The sequence below is a fragment of the Pseudoalteromonas sp. CO342X genome (assembly GCF_004208915.1).
Lineage (GTDB): Bacteria > Pseudomonadota > Gammaproteobacteria > Enterobacterales > Alteromonadaceae > Pseudoalteromonas > Pseudoalteromonas maricaloris.
The window spans coordinates 1-18,026 of sequence record NZ_SGPH01000033.1 but is presented as its reverse complement, the minus strand read 5'-3'; the positions used below and the strand labels follow the sequence as shown (position 1 = coordinate 18,026).

Here is an 18,026-nt window from a genome sequence, read left to right as displayed (position 1 = left end):
TATAAAATGGAAGCTTCAAGCAGAAGAGCAATGCGACGTATCAACACCATCCACTTTATCGGGATTGGTGGTGCTGGTATGGGTGGGATTGCAGAAGTGCTGGCCTTTGAAGGTTACCGAATTACAGGCTCAGATATCGCTAAAAGTACGATGACAGAGCGATTAACAAATATGGGCGCCGAGATCTTTATCGGCCACCAAGCTGAAAATGTAAAAATGGCTGATGTGGTTGTGGTATCGAGTGCCATCAACGACCAAAACCCAGAGATCCAAGCGGCGAAGGCAAACCGTACGCCAATCGTTCGTCGCGCCGAAATGCTCGCCGAGTTGATGCGCTTTCGTCACGGGATTGCGGTGGCAGGAACACATGGTAAGACCACAACGACGAGCCTGATCGCGAGTATTTTTGCGCGGGCTGAGCTGGATCCAACCTTTATTATTGGTGGCTTGCTCAATAGTGCTGGCAGTAATGCCAAAGTCGGCAGCAGTGAATACCTTATCGCAGAAGCGGACGAGAGCGATGCGTCGTTTTTGCATTTGCAGCCGATGGTGTCGGTGGTAACAAATATCGAAGAAGACCACATGGATACTTACGACGGTGACTTCGAAAAAATGAAAGACACCTACATCGAGTTTATCCATAACTTACCATTTTATGGTCTGGCGGTGGTGTGTATCGATTCGCCAGTCGTGAGAGAATTATTGCCACGCTTTGCAAGGCCGACCATCACGTACGGTGAGGCTAACGATGCGGATTATCAGTTACTGGACTTCAAGCAAACACAAAGTGAATCACACTTTAAAGTCAGAACCAAAGACGGTGAGTTACTTGAAGTGACACTAAATATGCCAGGTAAGCACAATGCATTGAACGCGCTGGCATCTATTGCGGTTGCAAAAGATCACAATATTGAAAACGAAGCGATTTATCAGGCGCTAGCCAATTTTGAGGGTGTAGGACGTCGCTTCCAGCATTACGGCTCATTCAATAATGAAGTGGGTGAGGTGATGTTGGTTGATGATTATGGCCACCATCCGTCTGAGGTTGAGATGACGATAAAAGCAGCTAAATCTGGTTGGCCTGATAAGCGTTTGGTTATGATTTATCAGCCACATCGCTATAGTCGAACACGCGATTTATATGAAGATTTCGTAAAAGTGCTTTGCGATGTTGATAAATTACTGCTGTTAGATGTATATAGTGCCGGAGAAGCGCCCATCGTTGGTGCGGATAGTAAAAGTTTGTGCCGTAGTCTCCGTCAACGTGGCGTCGAGCCTATCCATATCAGTGACCATGGTGAATTGGCGAAAGTGTTGGCAAGCACCATGGCAGATGGTGACTTAGTGTTGACGCAAGGGGCTGGCAATATAGGTCAAATCGTGAAGCAGTTAGCCGCAACCGGGCTATCGATAGCGCAGTTAAAACAGAGTGAATTATGAGTAGTCAGTTTGGAAAAGTAGCCGTATTACTTGGCGGTAGTTCAGCAGAGCGAGAGGTGTCGCTAAAATCAGGTAATGCAGTGTTAAATGCCTTCGTTAATCAAGGTGTAGATGCGATTGCTTTTGATCCAGCAGAACGTAATTTATGGCAACTTAAAGACCTTGGTGTGGATCGCGTGTTCATTGCACTACATGGCCGTGGCGGTGAAGATGGCACTATTCAAGGTGCGCTTGAGTTTATGGGGATACCATATACAGGAAGCGGTGTACTTGGTAGTGCGCTTGCAATGGATAAAGTTCGCTGTAAGCATCTATTTCAGTCTGCCAAGTTAAGTACGGCACCTTATGCTGTTGTAAGCAAAGAGATGGGTTTTGATGCTAAGGCGCTAATCGCTGAGTTTGGCAAAGTCATGGTGAAGCCAAGTCACGAAGGCTCAAGCATAGGTATGGCTCAGGCAGACAGCGAAGAGACCCTGACTGCGGCATTAAATAATGCCTTTACGTTTGACGATCAAGTTCTCGTTGAACAATGGATCACTGGACGCGAGTTTACCGTGTCTATGCTCGGTAAAGAGGCATTGCCTGTTATTGAAATGCGTACGCCTCGTGGTTTTTACGATTATGAAGCGAAGTACCAAGTTAACAGTACAGAGTATTATTGTCCGGCGGATATTAGCGCTGCACACACGGAGCAATTACAAGTGATGGCAAAGCACGCTTTTGAATTGGTTGGTGCCACTGGTTGGGGACGTGTTGATGCCATGCAAGATGAGCAAGGTCATTTCTATCTACTCGAGGTAAATACCGTACCTGGTATGACCGAAAAGTCGTTGGTGCCGATGGCAGCAAAAGCAACGGGTGTAAGTTTTGAACAATTAGTTGTTCGCATTTTGGAGCAAACGCTTTAATATGCGAGCATTTTTGGCAGGGTTGAAGCTGATCGGTTCAAGAGTGAACTGGCCCCTTTTTTGGGGACTTAGCTTCTTCTTTGTGGTGATTTTTACATTGGTAAGAGGAACATACTGGGTAAGTGATTGGTTAGTTGCACATCATGATGCGCAAATAAAAACACTCAAAGTGCTCGGTAAACCGCATTATACCAATGAAGATGACATTGTGGCGGCAATTAAAACCGCAGATTTAAATAGTTTTTTTGAGCTTGATGTAAAAGCAGTCCACAAGGCAGTAAAGTCTTTACCTTGGATTGCGACAGTGTCAGTCAGAAAACAATGGCCGGATACGCTGCAAGTCTATGTAGTGGAACATAAGCCGGTTGCGCATTGGAATAGCGATTCATTACTCAATGATGATGGCGAAGTATTCCAAGCGAGTAGTAACAAATTGCCGCAAGGGCTACCTGAATTATATGGCCCTGAAGGAAGTGCTGAAGAAGCATGGCAAACATTTAAGCAGTTTAAAGCTTTGTTGGCGGTAAATCAGTTTACGTTGGAAAGTTTAGCGCTTTCAGAACGATTTGCTTGGCAGCTATGGCTGGACAATGGGATCCGCTTAAATTTAGGGCGTGAAGATAAAGCCAAACGAGTACAACGTTTTATCGACGTGTATCCACGTATGGAACGCCCTGAAGGTAAAGTAATCGATGTCATTGATTTACGCTACGACACGGGACTGGCAGTGAGTTGGAAAGAACCTACTGAGCAGCAAGAACAACAAAATAACAAGAGTGAAGCATGACAAAGTCGGCAGAAAGAAACTTAGTGATTGGATTAGATGTTGGCACATCAAAGGTCGTCGCCACAGTTGGGGAGATCACTGTGGACAATCAACTTAGTATTGTCGGTGTCGGACGCCAGGAGTCTCACGGCATGGATAAGGGCGGGGTAAACGATTTAGACCTCGTTTCTGAGTCTATTAAACGCGCTGTAGATGAAGCAGAGCTAATGGCTGATTGCAGAATAAGCTCGGTTTATTTGGGGATTTCAGGCAAACATATTCAGTGTCAAAATGAAAGTGGCGTGGTGGCAATAAACAATGCTGAAGTTACAGACGATGATATTGCCAATGTTATTCACATTGCACGTTCTGTACCTATGTCTGCCGAACGCAAAATGCTGCACTCATTGCCGCAAGAATATAGCATCGACATGCAAGAGGGGATCAAAAACCCGCTAGGCATGAGTGGCGTAAGGATGGAAGCTAAAGCACATATCATTACGTGTTCGAATGACATGGCAAAGAATATTGAAAAGTGTGTTGAACGCTGTGGTTTACAGGTAGACCAATTAACGTTTAACGCCTTGGCGTCATGTTACTCGGTGTTGACTGAAGACGAAAAAGAGCTTGGTGTTGCGGTATTAGACATTGGTGGTGGCACCATGGATATTGCGATTTATGTGAATGGGGCACTGCGTCATACTGCCGTGATCCCGGTTGCGGGTAATCAGGTCACTGGCGATATAGCAAAAATATTTAGAACACCTATTTCGCATGCCGAGTCTCTGAAAGTACAATATGCCTTCGCGTCGAGCCAAATGGCATCAAGTGAAGAAACCATCGAAGTACCAAGTGTTGGTGGACGTCCTGCTCGGGTAATGTCTCGTCATACTTTGTCTGAAGTGGTAGAGCCAAGATTTAGAGAACTGTTTGAGCTTGCACAAGAAGAATTATGTCGCTCAGGTTTTGAAGATCAAATTGCGGCAGGTCTTGTTATCACTGGCGGTAGTGCCAAGATGCAAGGTGCTCAAGAAGTCGCAGAAGATATATTCCAAATGCCAGTAAGAATAGGGAAACCAATTGGCATTAAGGGATTAACAGATTATGTGGATGACCCTGCATATGCAACGGCGGTAGGTTTGTTACAATACGGCCGTTCACTACAATCGATGAATGCACAGAAGTCGAAAGTAGATGCAGAGGGGAGTTGGTGGAACCGTGTTACAAAATGGTTCCAAGGCGAGTTTTAATACTCAAGTCGGAGAGTGAAGATGTTTGATATTATGGAACAGCACAGCGAAGAAGCTGTCATTAAAGTCATCGGTGTCGGTGGCGGCGGCGGTAACGCCGTAGAACACATGGTAAACCAAGAAATTGAAGGTGTACGTTTTATCGTAGCGAATACGGACGCACAAGCGTTACGCCGTTCGTCTGCGGATATTACTGTACAGCTGGGTACTCAGATCACCTCAGGTCTTGGAGCTGGCGCAAACCCAGAAGTGGGCCGCAGCGCAGCAGAAGAAGATCTAGAAACCATCAAGAGCAGCCTTGAAGGCGCAGACATGGTATTTATCGCAGCTGGTATGGGCGGCGGTACAGGTACCGGTGCCGCACCTGTTGTTGCACGCGCAGCAAAAGAACTAGGTATTTTGACTGTGGCTGTAGTAACGCGCCCTTTCGATCTTGAAGGTAAAAAGCGCATGGCTGCGGCTGAGCAAGGTATTGCTGAGTTGTCAGAAATTGTAGATTCACTTATTACAATTCCAAACAACAAATTGCTTAAAGTTCTTGGTAAAGGGACTACACTGCTAGATGCCTTCGCAAAAGCAAATGACGTGCTTTATGGCGCGGTACAAGGTATTGCAGAGTTGATCACACGTTCAGGTCTAATCAACGTTGACTTTGCGGATGTTAGAACTGTGATGTCGGCAATGGGTACTGCAATGATGGGGACAGCTTCGGCAACAGGTCCTGATCGTGCACAAGAAGCTGCGGAAGCCGCGATTTCTAGCCCGCTTTTAGAAGATGTTGATCTAACTGGCGCGAAAGGTATTTTGGTGAATATCACCGCAGGCATGGACATTACTATCGAAGAGTTTGAGGTCGTTGGTAACCATGTTAAAGCGTTAGCGTCAGAGAACGCGACTGTGGTAGTAGGTGCTGTTATTGACCCTGAAATGAGCGAAGAGCTAAGAGTGACCGTGGTTGCTACAGGCTTAGGTGGTGACCGTCGTCCGCAATTTGGTATTGTAGACAATGGCTTTAGACAAGCCTCAGGCTCAGATGCGGTAGGTGGAACACAAACTAGCTCACAAACGAGCATGTATGTGCCAAGCTTTACGCAACCACAAACGTCAGCGGCAGAACCTGAGCAACCAGCTGAAGCGCCTGCACCACAAGTACAAGAGCAGAAGCCACAACAAGCTTCTAGTTCAGCAAGTGCAAAAGGCAGCGACAGTAAAGAAAAAGGTGACTACTTCGATATTCCGGCTTTTTTACGTAAGCAGTCAGACTAAAGTTGGTATAAAAAATAAACAAAGATTGGCAGTTTGGTGGAACTATGTTATACTCCGCCGCCTATCTAGAATTTAAGTGGGCGAATATATGATTAAACAACGTACGATTGCACAAGTCGTTAAAGCCACAGGTGTAGGTTTACACAAAGGTGAAAAGGTCACGATCACTCTCCGACCAGCTGGTGTGAATACAGGTGTTGTATTTCGCCGCGTTGATCTAGACCCTGTTGTTGATTTTGAAACAACACCGGAAGCTGTGGGCGACACGCAACTGTGTACGTGTTTAACAAATAAAGACGGCGTTCGCTTGTCTACTACCGAGCATTTGATTGCCGCGGTAGCTGCGCTTGGGATTGATAACCTCATCGTAGAGCTAGACAGCGCCGAAGTGCCTATTATGGATGGCAGTGCATTGCCATTCATCTACTTAATTCAAAAAGGCGGTATTGAAGAGCAAAACGCTGCCAAGCGCTTTATTCGCATCAAAGAAAAAGTGCGTGTTGAAGATGGCGACAAGTGGGCCGAAATTGAGCCTTACGATGGTTTCCACATCGACTTTGAAATCGACTTCAATCACCCTGCGATCAACGCTAGCCGCCAACGTATTGGATTAGACATTACCGCTCAAAGCTTTACTGAAGAGATTAGTCGTGCTCGTACTTTTGGTTTTATGCGTGATATCGAATACATGCATGCAAACAACCTAGCCTTAGGTGGCAGCATGGATAATGCGGTTGTTTTAGACCAGTTTAAAGTATTAAATCCTGATGGCCTACGCTATGCGGATGAGTTTGTTAAACACAAGATCTTAGACTGTGTGGGTGATATGTTTATGGCAGGTCACAACATTTTAGGTAAGATCTCATGCTATAAATCAGGCCACGGCCTAAACAATATGTTGCTTCGTGAAATCATGGCAACTGAGTCAGCATGGGAGTGGGCAACATTCGAAGAGCCAGTCAGTATGCCAGCGCCAGGAATGGAAGCGGGTATCAATACCGCAACGGCATAAGGCTTTTAGGCTAATACAGCTTGATAAAAAATGACGCTAAGGCGTCATTTTTTTTTGCGTTGTGTTTGCGTGTTTAGCGAGTCTTTCCAGTTTCGCCTTAAGCGATGGTGGAGCGGATTGCGCTAGCGCTAGCAAATGCTCGCCAGTGGCTTGGCTCATACTTCGATTGGCTTGATAGGTCGAAGATTGGGACTCCACCTTGTTGGCAAGACGCTGTTGGGCTTCTGGATTAGTGGTAATTTTAACCAATGCACAGTCATGTAACCCAACTTTTCTAAATGCACTGAGAATATCCATTTTCAAAAAGTTTAGCCGAGTAGCAAGCGTTGCTGAAGCCGCTTCTATCGTCAGTGTTCCCTCTTTGTAGTGAGCGACACGGCATTTCTTACTCAAAATAGGGCCTAGCGTGTCTTCCAAACAGCTCTGTAATTGTGCCGCTTGGGCACTTTTTTGGCCATATTGATTGAGCTTATCTGACCACCCCCCCATCACTTCATCAAGCGGTTTTGGATTGTAGCGATTTTTAGCCAATGACTTACTTCCCATAGGTTGAAAAATAAAAAATAACCGCCATATCGGGATAATACGGAGTCAAATTACTCCGTACTGGTGGTTTCTCAGTCTTCTAAGTATATCAGAGACAAAATTTTGAGAAATCCAAAAGTACCAACATTTGTTGTCGAAAGTGCTTAGCTCAGTACTCGAATAACTGACTCGAGTTAGGTGCTAACTAAACTTTATCACTTGCAACGGTACGCTTACGCTCCAACAGTAAAGATTTCTTGCAATTGAACTTGGTATTATTTACCCAATAAGGTTTGCAGAAACAAAGAGTCTGGTATGATAGGGCATAATTTTAACTCGGCAAGATACAAAATGCTCACTCCTAAATTGGCAAAGTGAAAACCGTAATTTAGGAAGGCTTTTGTCGCCAACAGGACAAGCGCGACCCAACCTTAACAACATTGGCTTAGAGAGATGGGTCAGCCAATACACAGAGTGAAACGGTTTAAACATGTTAGCAAATATTTTTACCAAAATTTTTGGTAGTCGTAATGATCGCACCATCAAAAACCTAAGAAAAACAGTCGCTTTAATCAATGCGTTAGAAGAACAATACGGCAAATTAAGCGATGATGAACTAAAAGCAAAAACGGCTGAATTTAAACAGCGTATTGAGCAAGGTTCAACGCTAGATGACTTATTACCAGAGGCGTTCGCTACGGTGCGTGAAGCATCTAAGCGCGTATTTGGAATGCGTCATTTCGATGTGCAAATGATTGGTGGTATGGTGCTTCACCAAGGTCGTATTTCAGAAATGAGAACGGGTGAAGGTAAAACACTAACAGCAACATTGCCTGCATATTTAAATGCGGTTTCAGGCAAGGGTGTTCACGTTATTACCGTCAACGACTACTTAGCTAAGCGTGATGCTGAGACCAACCGTCCACTCTTTGAATTCCTAGGTCTTACTGTAGGTTGTAACGTGCCAGGCATGATGCCACAGCAGAAAAAACAAGCCTATGCTGCGGATATCACTTACGGCACCAATAACGAGTTCGGTTTCGATTACTTGCGCGATAACATGGCGTTTAGTGTCGATGAACGTGTACAACGTCCACTTAACTATGCGGTTGTGGATGAAGTGGATTCAATCCTAATCGATGAAGCGCGTACACCACTTATCATTTCTGGGCCAGCTGAAGATAGCTCTGAGCTTTATGCCGAAATCAATAAAATTGTGCCTGATCTTGTGCAACAAGAAAAAGAAGATGAAGAAGGCGTGGAAGGCGATGGTGATTTCACCATTGATGAAAAAGGTAAACAAGTTCACCTTACCGAGCGTGGTCAAATCAAAGTTGAAGAATTACTGACTGGACGTGGTTTGATTGAAGAGGGTGACTCGCTTTACTCGGCAGGTAATATTTCACTACTTAGCCATGTTTATGCAGCACTTCGTGCTCACAAGCTATATCAAAAAGACGTGGATTACGTTGTAAAAGATAACGAAGTTATCATTGTTGACGAGCACACTGGCCGTACGATGGAAGGACGTCGTTGGTCTGAGGGTCTTCACCAAGCCGTTGAAGCGAAAGAAGGGGTTCGTATTCAGAACGAAAACCAAACCTTGGCTTCAATCACATTCCAGAATTACTTCCGTTTGTATAACAAGCTTGCAGGTATGACAGGTACTGCAGACACTGAAGCATTCGAGTTCCAGTCAATCTATGGCCTAGATACGGTCGTTATCCCAACCAATAAACCTATGGTGCGTGATGACCGTGCGGATCTTGTATATTTGACACAAGAAGAGAAATTTGAAGCCATTCTTGAAGACATTCGTTCTTGCCAAGAACGTGGTCAGCCTGTGTTGGTGGGTACGGTATCTATCGAAAGTTCTGAGTATCTTTCTCACTTCCTTCGCAAAGAAAAAATTGACCATAACGTACTGAATGCGAAATTCCACGCGCAAGAAGCAGATATTATCGCGGACGCGGGTCTACCGGGCAAAGTGACGATTGCGACGAATATGGCTGGTCGTGGTACGGATATCGTACTGGGTGGCAGCTGGCAGTCGGATGTTGAAAAATTAGAAAACCCGTCGGAAGAGCAAATAGCAGAAATTAAAGCCGCTTGGAAAGCGCGCCATGATGCAGTACTGGCTTCTGGTGGTTTACATATTATTGGTACAGAGCGTCACGAATCGCGTCGTATCGACAACCAGCTACGTGGTCGTGCAGGTCGTCAAGGTGATGCTGGTTCAAGCCGCTTCTACCTATCAATGGATGACGCATTGATGCGTATCTTTGCTGGTGAGCGTATGACTAACATGATGCGTAAACTAGGTATGCAACGTGGTGAAGCCATTGAACACCCATGGGTTAACCGTGCCATTGAAAACGCACAGCGTAAAGTGGAAGCGCGTAACTTTGATATTCGTAAACAATTACTTGAATACGATGACGTTGCGAACGATCAACGTAAAGTGGTTTACGAACAACGTAACGAGCTACTTGAAGAAGGCGATATCTCAGAGACTATCACTGCTATTCGTGAAGATGTATTGAATGCGACGATTGATCAGTATATTCCACCGCAAAGTCTGGCGGAAATGTGGGACATCCCAGCACTTGAAGAACGCTTGAAAAATGACTTCCATGTTGAGCTTCCGATTGCTAAATGGCTTGAAGAAGACAGCAAGCTATATGAAGAAATGCTACGCGATCGTATCGTAGAGGACGTGGATAAGGCGTACAAGCAAAAAGAAGAGATGGTAGGCCCAGATGTGCTACGTCACTTCGAAAAAGCGGTTATGTTACAAAGCCTAGATCAGCATTGGAAAGATCACTTAGCGGCAATGGATCATCTTCGCCAAGGTATTCATTTACGTGGTTATGCGCAGAAGAATCCGAAACAAGAATATAAGCGTGAGTCGTTTGAGTTATTCTCACAAATGCTTGAAAACTTGAAGATTGACGTTGTTGGCGTACTAAGTAAAGTTCAGGTTCGTGCTGAGGAAGATGTTGAGAAAGTTGAAGAACAACATCGCAAGAGTGAGCAAGCTCCGCGTGAATATCAACACGAAGAAGTTGAGCGCGTGGGCGGTGAAACGCCTGAGGGTGCGGTTGTTGCTGAGCGCACAGAGCCAAAAGTTGGTCGCAATGAGCCATGTCCTTGCCAATCAGGTAAGAAGTTTAAGCAGTGTTGTGGCAAACTAAAATAACAGGCCCTAAATCTAAATTGGTATAAAAAGCGACGCTAAGTCGCTTTTTTTATGGAGTAAGTGATGCAAAAAAAACGTGTGGAAGTCGCTGTTGGTGTTATTGAAAAGGCGCAGCAAATCTTTGTATGTTTAAGAGGTGAAGATCAACACCAAGGTGGGCTTTGGGAGTTCCCAGGCGGGAAAATGGAAGCGGGTGAAGATGTCTTTTCGGCATTGAAACGTGAGCTGCAAGAAGAAGTTGGCATTGAGATCTATAACTCATCTGAGCTAATGCGCATTGAACATGACTATGCTGATAAGGCGGTATGCTTATACATTCATCATGTTGAGGATTTTTCCGGTGAAGCTCATGGTGCAGAAGGGCAGCCTTCTAAATGGGTTGCAGTTGAGCAGTTGCATGAGCTCGCGTTTCCTGAGGCCAACAAAGCCATTGTGGAATTATTACAAGCGCGCCAAAATTAGTGACAAACTTTGTTACTAAATTCAGCACTCTGAGTCATAGTCATTCACTATGTGCATAGGTAGACTAGTGAATGACCGCTTACGTGTAAATAAACATCAGCCAACGACTCTCGTTACTCTGAGATTTGATAGGAAACACAGCTAGAAGGAATTCTTTTCAAGCCACGAAGGTTATGTCTATATTACATTCATCTATATGCAATTGACCTGCTTGATTATTTAACCTGAGGTTTGGATAAGTAAGTGGAGCATTATTTTATCTAGATGAATGGAATTCGACGTTTACAAGCGAAACTCTATCAGGGGAATAAAATGAAGAAATTATCACTGACCGCTGCGAGTGTTGCACTTGCATTGGGATTGATTGGTTGCAGTGAACAACCGCAAACACAACAACAACAGCCAGCGGAACAAGCCGAAGCACAAAAGGCAGTTTTGAATTCAGGTATCGAATTAGAAAATATTGATAAATCAGTGCGCCCACAAGATGACTTCTATTTTCATGTGAATGGTCACTGGTTAGAAAAAACCAAAATCCCTGCAGATAAGTCAAATTATGGCTCTTTCTCGCAGCTCTATGATGAGTCGCAAAAAGCACTGCGTAAAGTACTGGAAGATGCTGCAAATAACGCATCTGCAAAAGCGGGTAGCGATGAGCAGAAGCTGGGGGCGTTTTATCAAAGCTATATGGATGAAGGGGCGAGAAACGAGCTGGGCTTAAACCCAGTTAAGCCTTATCTGAAAGAAATTCAAGACTTGAAGAGTAAGTCGGAGCTACCAGCTATCTTTGCTAAAATGCGTTTAACGGGGGCAAGCACACCGTTTGGTTGGTACGTTAATAATGATGCCAAAAATTCAAGCGAAAATGCACTTTATATGTTCCAGTCAGGGCTTGGTTTACCAGATCGCGATTACTATCTGAAAGATGACGAAAAATTCAGTAAGATCCGTGAACAGTATCAGCTTTACATTGAACAGTTGTTGGCAAAGGCTGGTCATAAAAATCCAGGCCAAGCTGCACTGAATATTATTGCGTTAGAGAAGCAAATTGCTGAGGTGCAATGGACACGAGTTGAAAGTCGCGACGCGACTAAAACCTATAACAAGCTAAGCAATGACGCGTTTAATCAATTAATGCCAGACTTTGATACGTCAGCATTTCTAACTGCACTTGGTATCAAAGCAGATTCACTTATTGTAAGCCAACCTAGTTTCTTTGAAGGGCTATCAAAAATCATTGCTGATTCAAAGCTAGAAGCTTGGCAAGACTATTTAACGTTCCACTTTACCAATGACTACGCTGAGTTACTAAGTAAAGATGTAGTTGATCTTAAATTTGGTTTCTTTGGTAAAACATTGACGGGTGTAGAAGAACAAGCGCCAACGTGGAAAAAAGCGGTGGATGCAAGTAATTCTGTACTGGGTGAAATGTTAGGTAAGATTTACGTAAAGTCTTATTTTCCACCAGAAGCGAAAGCGCGGATGGAAGAGTTGGTTGCTAACCTTATTAAAGGTTTTGATCAAGCAATTGACGGCCTAGAGTGGATGAGTGCTGAAACAAAAGTAGCAGCAAAAGACAAGCTCAATAAGTTTACGCCAAAGATTGGCTATCCTGACAAATGGAAAGATTACTCAGCACTTGAAGTAAGCCCTGATGATCTAGTCGGTAACTATGTACGCTATAGCCAATTTGCTAATCAGGAAATGATCGATAAATTAGGCAAGCCTGTGGACCGTAGCGAGTGGTTGATGACACCACAAACGGTGAACGCGTACTATAACCCAGTGAATAACGAGATTGTATTCCCTGCTGCGATTTTACAGCCACCATTCTTTAACCTAGAAGCGGATGATGCAGTAAACTACGGTGCAATCGGTGCGGTTATCGGTCACGAATTAGGTCACGGCTTTGACGACCAAGGTGCGAAGTACGATGGTGATGGTAACCTACGTAATTGGTGGAGTGAGTCTGACCTTTCACAATTCGAAGCGCGTAGCCAAAAGCTGGTTGAGCAGTTTAATGGTTTTAAACCATTTGAAGACGCTGGTGTTAATGGTCAACTGACACTGGGTGAAAATATTGGTGATCTAGGCGGATTAACTGTCGCTTATAAAGCGTACCAAATTTCACTAGGCGATCAAAAAGCGCCTGTTATTGACGGTTACACAGGAGAGCAGCGCTTCTTTATGGGCTGGTCACAAATTTGGCGTCGCAAATACCGCGATGAAGAGCTGCGTAATCGTCTGATGACAGATCCGCATTCACCAAGTCATTATCGAGTGATTGGTGTGCTGCCGAATATGCCAGAGTTCTATAAGGCATTTGATGTGAAAGAAGGCGATAAGATGTATCTTAAACCAGAAGACAGAGTGAAAATCTGGTAATTTCACATTATGAATTCGTGGCGGTTTTATTGTGTTCTTTCAGTAAATCCGCCGCTTTTTACGACATCCAATTACAATCCTCTGAACTTCTCACAAAATATCACACTCAATTCAGCACTTTCTGCAAACATTCGCTATTTCCAAGGTCAAGTTCATCGCTATTTGATGGTATTTACAGCCAAATCAGAGTAGCTTCATTTTGTCTAACACAGGGATATGAAAAAATAATGATAGCGCTGTCATTTTAACTTTTATATGATGTTTAGGAACAATAAGTGATTAAATGATGTTCATTTTGAATTGAACATGAAGACTGGGAGCAAAAGATGAGAATAAAAACGACTTTGCTTGGGGCGATAATTGCTGGGTGCTCGTTCTATACACACGCATCATTTACGCAGCAGCAGTTAGCGCAATTTGCAAGTGACACGCATTTTGAATTTGCGGTAGAAAATAACTTCAGTAATGGTGCTGGGGGCTTTAGCGGTGCTATTACACTGACTAACAATTCAAAAGTTGATCTACCAAAAGGACAAAGCGATTGGCAAATCTATTTGCACTCAGTTCGTCATATTTCAACGGAAACAGCTGAAGGTTTGCGCTTTGAGCATATTAATGGCGACCTTCATCGTATAACCCCAACCGATTCGTTTGCTGGCTTAAAAGCCGGTGAAAAGCTTAAGTTAGCTTTTGATGGTTCGGCTTGGGTTGCAGCATACAGCGATTTTATGCCGCGTGCCTTTATTGTATCAGGTAAAAATAAACCGGTCATTTTTGCAAATACTGATACAGAAGATATGACGCAGTTCGTTGCGCCATTTGAGCGTGAGAACCAGCTGAAGAGATACAATACACCTACCGATTACACGCAGATAGCGAACGCAGCGCTGCGTTTTGAACGTAATCAAAGCAATATTTCGGTCTCAAAAGAAGATGCGCTAAGACGTATCATTCCAAAGCCTGAGCATATCGACTTTAATCGTGGCGAAATCACCCTTAACAAAAACTGGCAGATCCGCTTTGCCGGACGTTTGAAGTCAGAAGTTGCCGTTTTTCAAGAAGACTTATCAGAGTATGGTCTGGATTTAAAAGCGGAAGCTAATCACGTGCCTGAAGGGAATATCCCGACGATCCGCCTTAAAGTTGCGAAAAGTCTAGGGCGCGATTATGACTACAACCAAGCCGGATCATATACATTAGATATTGATGATGATGTGATTGAAATCACGGGTATTGATAACGCAGGTGTGTTTTACGGTATTCAAAGTTTGCTTGCACTATTTCCAGCCGATAGTAAAAATGAAATTACCTTGTCTCACGTAGAGATCAAAGACTCTCCGCGCTTTAGCTGGCGTGGTATGCATTACGACAATGCCCGCAACTATCATGGTAAAGATGCGTTATTTAAATTAATTGAACAGATGGCGCGTTATAAGTTAAATAAGTTCCACTGGCACTTTTCAGATGATGAAGGTTGGCGCTTGGAGATCCCAGGACTGCCGGAGTTAACAGAAGTCGGCGCATTCCGTTGTTTTGATTTACAAGAGCGTGAGTGCTTACTGACTCAGTTGGGCACAGGTCCTTTCAAAACGGGAAGTGGAAATGGTTTCCTTTCTCGCGAGGACTTTGTCGAGTTACTTAAATTTGCCACTGCGCGTCATATTGAGATCATTCCAGAAATCGAAAGCCCTGGGCATGCTCGTGCTGCGATTAAGTCGATGGAAGCGCGTTATCACAAATTGATGGAAGCAGGTAAAGCGCAAGAGGCCAAAGCCTATCTTCTGAACGACATTGATGACACTTCAAAGTATCTAACCGTGCAACTCTATACTGATAACTCTATTAATGTATGCTTGGACTCAAGCTATGCCTTTATGGAGAAGGTGGTATATGAGCTGCAGGAAATGTATCGCGATGCTGGCACTATGCTAACCACAGTCCATTTTGGTGGCGATGAGGTTGGAAAAGGCTCATGGACTGAATCACCAGCATGTAATGATCTATTTGCGGTCGCAGACAACGGAGTGGCTGGACCCAATGATTTAAAACCATACTTTACTCAAAAAGTTGCAAAGTTGCTTGCTAAGCGTGGGATCACCCCTGCCGCTTGGGAAGATGGTTTAATGTATAACACCACGACGACCTTTAAACGTGATGAATTCCCAAATCCACAGTTTTTGGTAAATACTTGGGATAACATTTGGGAGTGGGGTGTTGCAGACAGAGCTCACCGTTTTGCAAACAACAATTACCAAGTTATTTTGTCTCACGGTACACATTTGTACTTTGATCACCCTTACGAAGCGCACCCTGAAGAGCGCGGCTATTATTGGGCAACTCGTTACACAGATACGAAAAAAGCATTTTCGTATATGCCAGATAATATTTATGCGAATGCGGACTTCACGCGAAATCGTGAGCCTATCGTGAATCTAGAAGCCTTAGTTGGTCGAGAGTTACCTGCGCTTAAAAGACCGCAAAATATCCTTGGTATGCAAGGGCAAATATGGAGTGAGACCATTCGCTCGGAAGACCAAGTGTTACGATTAATTTTCCCTCGTTTGCTTTCGCTCGCGGAACGCGCTTGGCATAAAGCGGATTGGGAAGGGCGTCGTATTAACCAAAAAGAGTTAAATAAGGACTTCTCAACCTTTGCTGCAGCCTTGTCTTTAAAAGAAATTGCAAAGTTGCAAAACGATGGCATTAAGCCAAACCTTCCGGTTCCTGGTGCCAAAGTGGTGTTGGGTAAACTTGAAGCGAATAGTGCTTTCCCTTATCTTGCAATTGAAGTGAGCTTAGACAATGGTGAATCTTGGCAGCCTTATACTGATCAGATGAGTGTCTCAGATGAAAGTAAGGTATTGTTGAGAACGCGAGCCGGAGAAAAAAATACGAGCCGTGTCACAGGGTTGAAATAAACCCTCGTATTCAGTTTATCGCAAAAAAGGGCAATGGCCCTTTTTTGGTGATAATTTTGCTCAAATTCTAACTGGTAATGAAATAGATTTTAACGTAAAGTTAAATGTCAGCGCTGTCATTTTTCTGGATCTATGCCAAATTGAGCACATAAAGCGCAAAAATAATAATCCAAATTAACTTTGTACATTGCTGAGTTTGCTTCAAAACTGCAATGTACCCCTAGCAACAAGAAGAGTTTTATGGAAGCGACAGTGGATAAAGAACAACTCGCCAAACAAAGCGTCTGGCTACCTATGACACTCGCAGGGTCAATGTTTTTCATATTGGGCTGCATTACTTGGTTAAATGGGGCTATTACGCCATTCTTACAACAGATGTTGGAGCTATCACCGCTCCAAGCTTCATTTATCATTTCTTCTTTCTATATTGCAGTGACGATCGCTGGTATCCCATCAGCGATGCTGATCAAAAAAGTCGGTTACAAAAATGGTATGGCTATCGGTTGCGCGATTATGGCTTTATCTGCATTGATGTATATTCCTGCTGCAAAAATGCAAATGATCGAAATCTTCCTATTTGCTCAATTAATGATAGGTGTTGGTCAAACTGTGTTGCAAACTGCTGTAAATCCATATGTGGTAAAAATGGGCTCTGAAGAATCAGCGGCTGTACGCGTATGTATTATGGGTTTACTCAATAAGTCTGCGGGTGTAATCGTACCTATCGTATTTGCAGCTGTTGTGGTCAGCGGTGTAGTAAATGAAGGTGAAGTACTGTCACAAGTTCAAAAGGACGCGATGGCAAACAGCTTGATTGCCCCATATATGAGTATCGCAGGTTTAATCTTCTTATTTGCTTTATTTGCAAAAGTATCACCACTTCCAGATCTCGTATTTGAAGAAGAAGCTTCAACAGGTAAGGGTGAAGTAAAAGAAGCGCTTAGTCATCCTCACTTAGCGCTAGGCGTTATTGGTATTGCGTTATATGTTGCAGTTGAAGTTATTGCCGCCGATACGATTGGTTCATATGCATTACAGTTAGGGATCGCTGATTACTCTGTGATGACGTCATATACCATGGGCTGTATGTTAATCGGTTATGCGATCGGGATCGCGACTATTCCACGCTTTATGTCACAGCAAACTGCGCTCGTGATGTCAGCTATTGCAGGTATAATCACCGTTTTTGCTGTTGTTTTAGGCAGTAATGAGTCATACTTCCTATCGAATATACTATTGGTACCTTTTGGTGGACCTCACTTACCAGATCCGCTATTGTGTATTGCGTTGTTGGGTTTTGCTAATGCCATGGTATGGCCTGCAATTTGGCCTTTAGCACTTGATGGCTTAGGGCGCTTAACAGGCACAGCATCAGGCCTACTTATTATGGGTATTGCCGGTGGCGCACTTGGACCATTGCTTATCGGTTTAGGCAACGTTGCTGGACTAGGTGCTCAAGGTGCGTACAGTTTAATGCTACCTAGCTACTTATTCATTCTCTTCTATGCATTGAAGGGTCATAAAATGAGAAGCTGGAAGTAATACAGAATTTCTATGTATGTAGAAATAATCCCGTGTGTGATGCCACCTGAATAAGGTGGCATTTTTTATGCCTAAATCACTCCCTTATCTGCAAAACCGGCTTAATGCTGAGATCTTATTCGCGATATAAAATCGCCGCTACGCAGATGTTTGGCGCTTGTTGTTTGGTGCTTATTGTGTGGTGTTGGTCGTGTAGGAGCTGCTTTATGCAGCGAGGGTTTTATTCTCAGTCGCGATATAAAGTCGCTGCTACGCAGATGCTTGGTGCTTGTTGTTTGGTGTTGGTCGTGTAGGAGCTACTTTATGTAGCGAGGGTTTTATTCTCAGTCGCGATATAAAATCGCTGCTACGCA

Annotated in this window: 12 protein-coding genes; 11 read left to right on the top strand and 1 reads right to left on the bottom strand. The window is 44.0% G+C overall.

Annotation, left to right across the window (positions count from 1 at the left end; all coding sequences use genetic code 11):
- Positions 1-6 precede the first annotated feature (6 nt).
- From murC to lpxC, 6 genes are all read left to right on the top strand, one after another.
- A complete protein-coding gene (gene murC, locus EXT47_RS14525) occupies positions 7-1,440 on the top strand; it encodes a UDP-N-acetylmuramate--L-alanine ligase (protein ID WP_130126928.1) in 1,434 nt (477 codons plus the stop codon).
- A complete protein-coding gene (locus tag EXT47_RS14520; protein ID WP_130126927.1) occupies positions 1,437-2,348 on the top strand; it encodes a D-alanine--D-alanine ligase in 912 nt (303 codons plus the stop codon). The genes murC and EXT47_RS14520 overlap by 4 nt, the downstream gene beginning before the upstream one ends.
- Position 2,349: 1 nt before the next feature.
- Positions 2,350-3,135 carry a cell division protein FtsQ/DivIB gene (locus EXT47_RS14515; protein WP_069020760.1) on the top strand — a complete coding sequence of 262 codons (786 nt, stop codon included), beginning with the start codon at positions 2,350-2,352 and terminating at the stop codon, positions 3,133-3,135.
- Positions 3,132-4,364 carry a cell division protein FtsA gene (gene ftsA / locus EXT47_RS14510; protein WP_130126926.1) on the top strand — a complete coding sequence of 411 codons (1,233 nt, stop codon included), beginning with the start codon at positions 3,132-3,134 and terminating at the stop codon, positions 4,362-4,364. The genes EXT47_RS14515 and ftsA overlap by 4 nt, the downstream gene beginning before the upstream one ends.
- A 21-nt stretch (positions 4,365-4,385) precedes the next feature.
- The gene (ftsZ, locus tag EXT47_RS14505; RefSeq protein WP_045987929.1) at positions 4,386-5,630 is read left to right on the top strand and encodes a cell division protein FtsZ; all 1,245 of its coding nucleotides are present in this window, start codon (positions 4,386-4,388) and stop codon (positions 5,628-5,630) included.
- An 88-nt stretch (positions 5,631-5,718) separates the two neighbouring features.
- Entirely contained in the window at positions 5,719-6,642 is a 924-nt protein-coding gene (gene lpxC / locus EXT47_RS14500; RefSeq protein WP_010368639.1) for a UDP-3-O-acyl-N-acetylglucosamine deacetylase, read from the top strand.
- A 36-nt stretch (positions 6,643-6,678) separates the two neighbouring features.
- Here the strand turns inward: lpxC and EXT47_RS14495 are convergent, their stop codons facing one another.
- A complete protein-coding gene (locus EXT47_RS14495) occupies positions 6,679-7,173 on the bottom strand; it encodes a DUF721 domain-containing protein (protein ID WP_240701618.1) in 495 nt (164 codons plus the stop codon).
- Positions 7,174-7,657: 484 nt separating this feature from the next.
- Between EXT47_RS14495 and secA the strand changes: the two genes are divergently transcribed.
- The 5 genes from secA (at position 7,658) to nagP (ending at position 17,673) form a co-directional block, all read left to right on the top strand.
- The gene (secA, locus tag EXT47_RS14490) at positions 7,658-10,366 is read left to right on the top strand and encodes a preprotein translocase subunit SecA (protein ID WP_130126924.1); all 2,709 of its coding nucleotides are present in this window, start codon (positions 7,658-7,660) and stop codon (positions 10,364-10,366) included.
- Between the two features lie 63 nt (positions 10,367-10,429).
- Complete coding sequence (gene mutT, locus EXT47_RS14485; RefSeq protein WP_039494202.1) at positions 10,430-10,828, top strand: 8-oxo-dGTP diphosphatase MutT; 399 nt, start codon at positions 10,430-10,432, stop codon at positions 10,826-10,828.
- A 312-nt stretch (positions 10,829-11,140) separates the two neighbouring features.
- On the top strand, positions 11,141-13,213 hold the full coding sequence (locus tag EXT47_RS14480) for a M13 family metallopeptidase (protein ID WP_130126923.1): 2,073 nt from the start codon (positions 11,141-11,143) through the stop codon (positions 13,211-13,213).
- Positions 13,214-13,539: 326 nt separating this feature from the next.
- Positions 13,540-16,131, top strand: coding sequence for a family 20 glycosylhydrolase (locus EXT47_RS14475; protein WP_039494204.1), 2,592 nt, complete (start codon positions 13,540-13,542; stop codon positions 16,129-16,131).
- A 240-nt stretch (positions 16,132-16,371) separates the two neighbouring features.
- Entirely contained in the window at positions 16,372-17,673 is a 1,302-nt protein-coding gene (gene nagP / locus EXT47_RS14470; protein WP_039494205.1) for an N-acetylglucosamine MFS transporter NagP, read from the top strand.
- Positions 17,674-18,026: the final 353 nt, after the last annotated feature.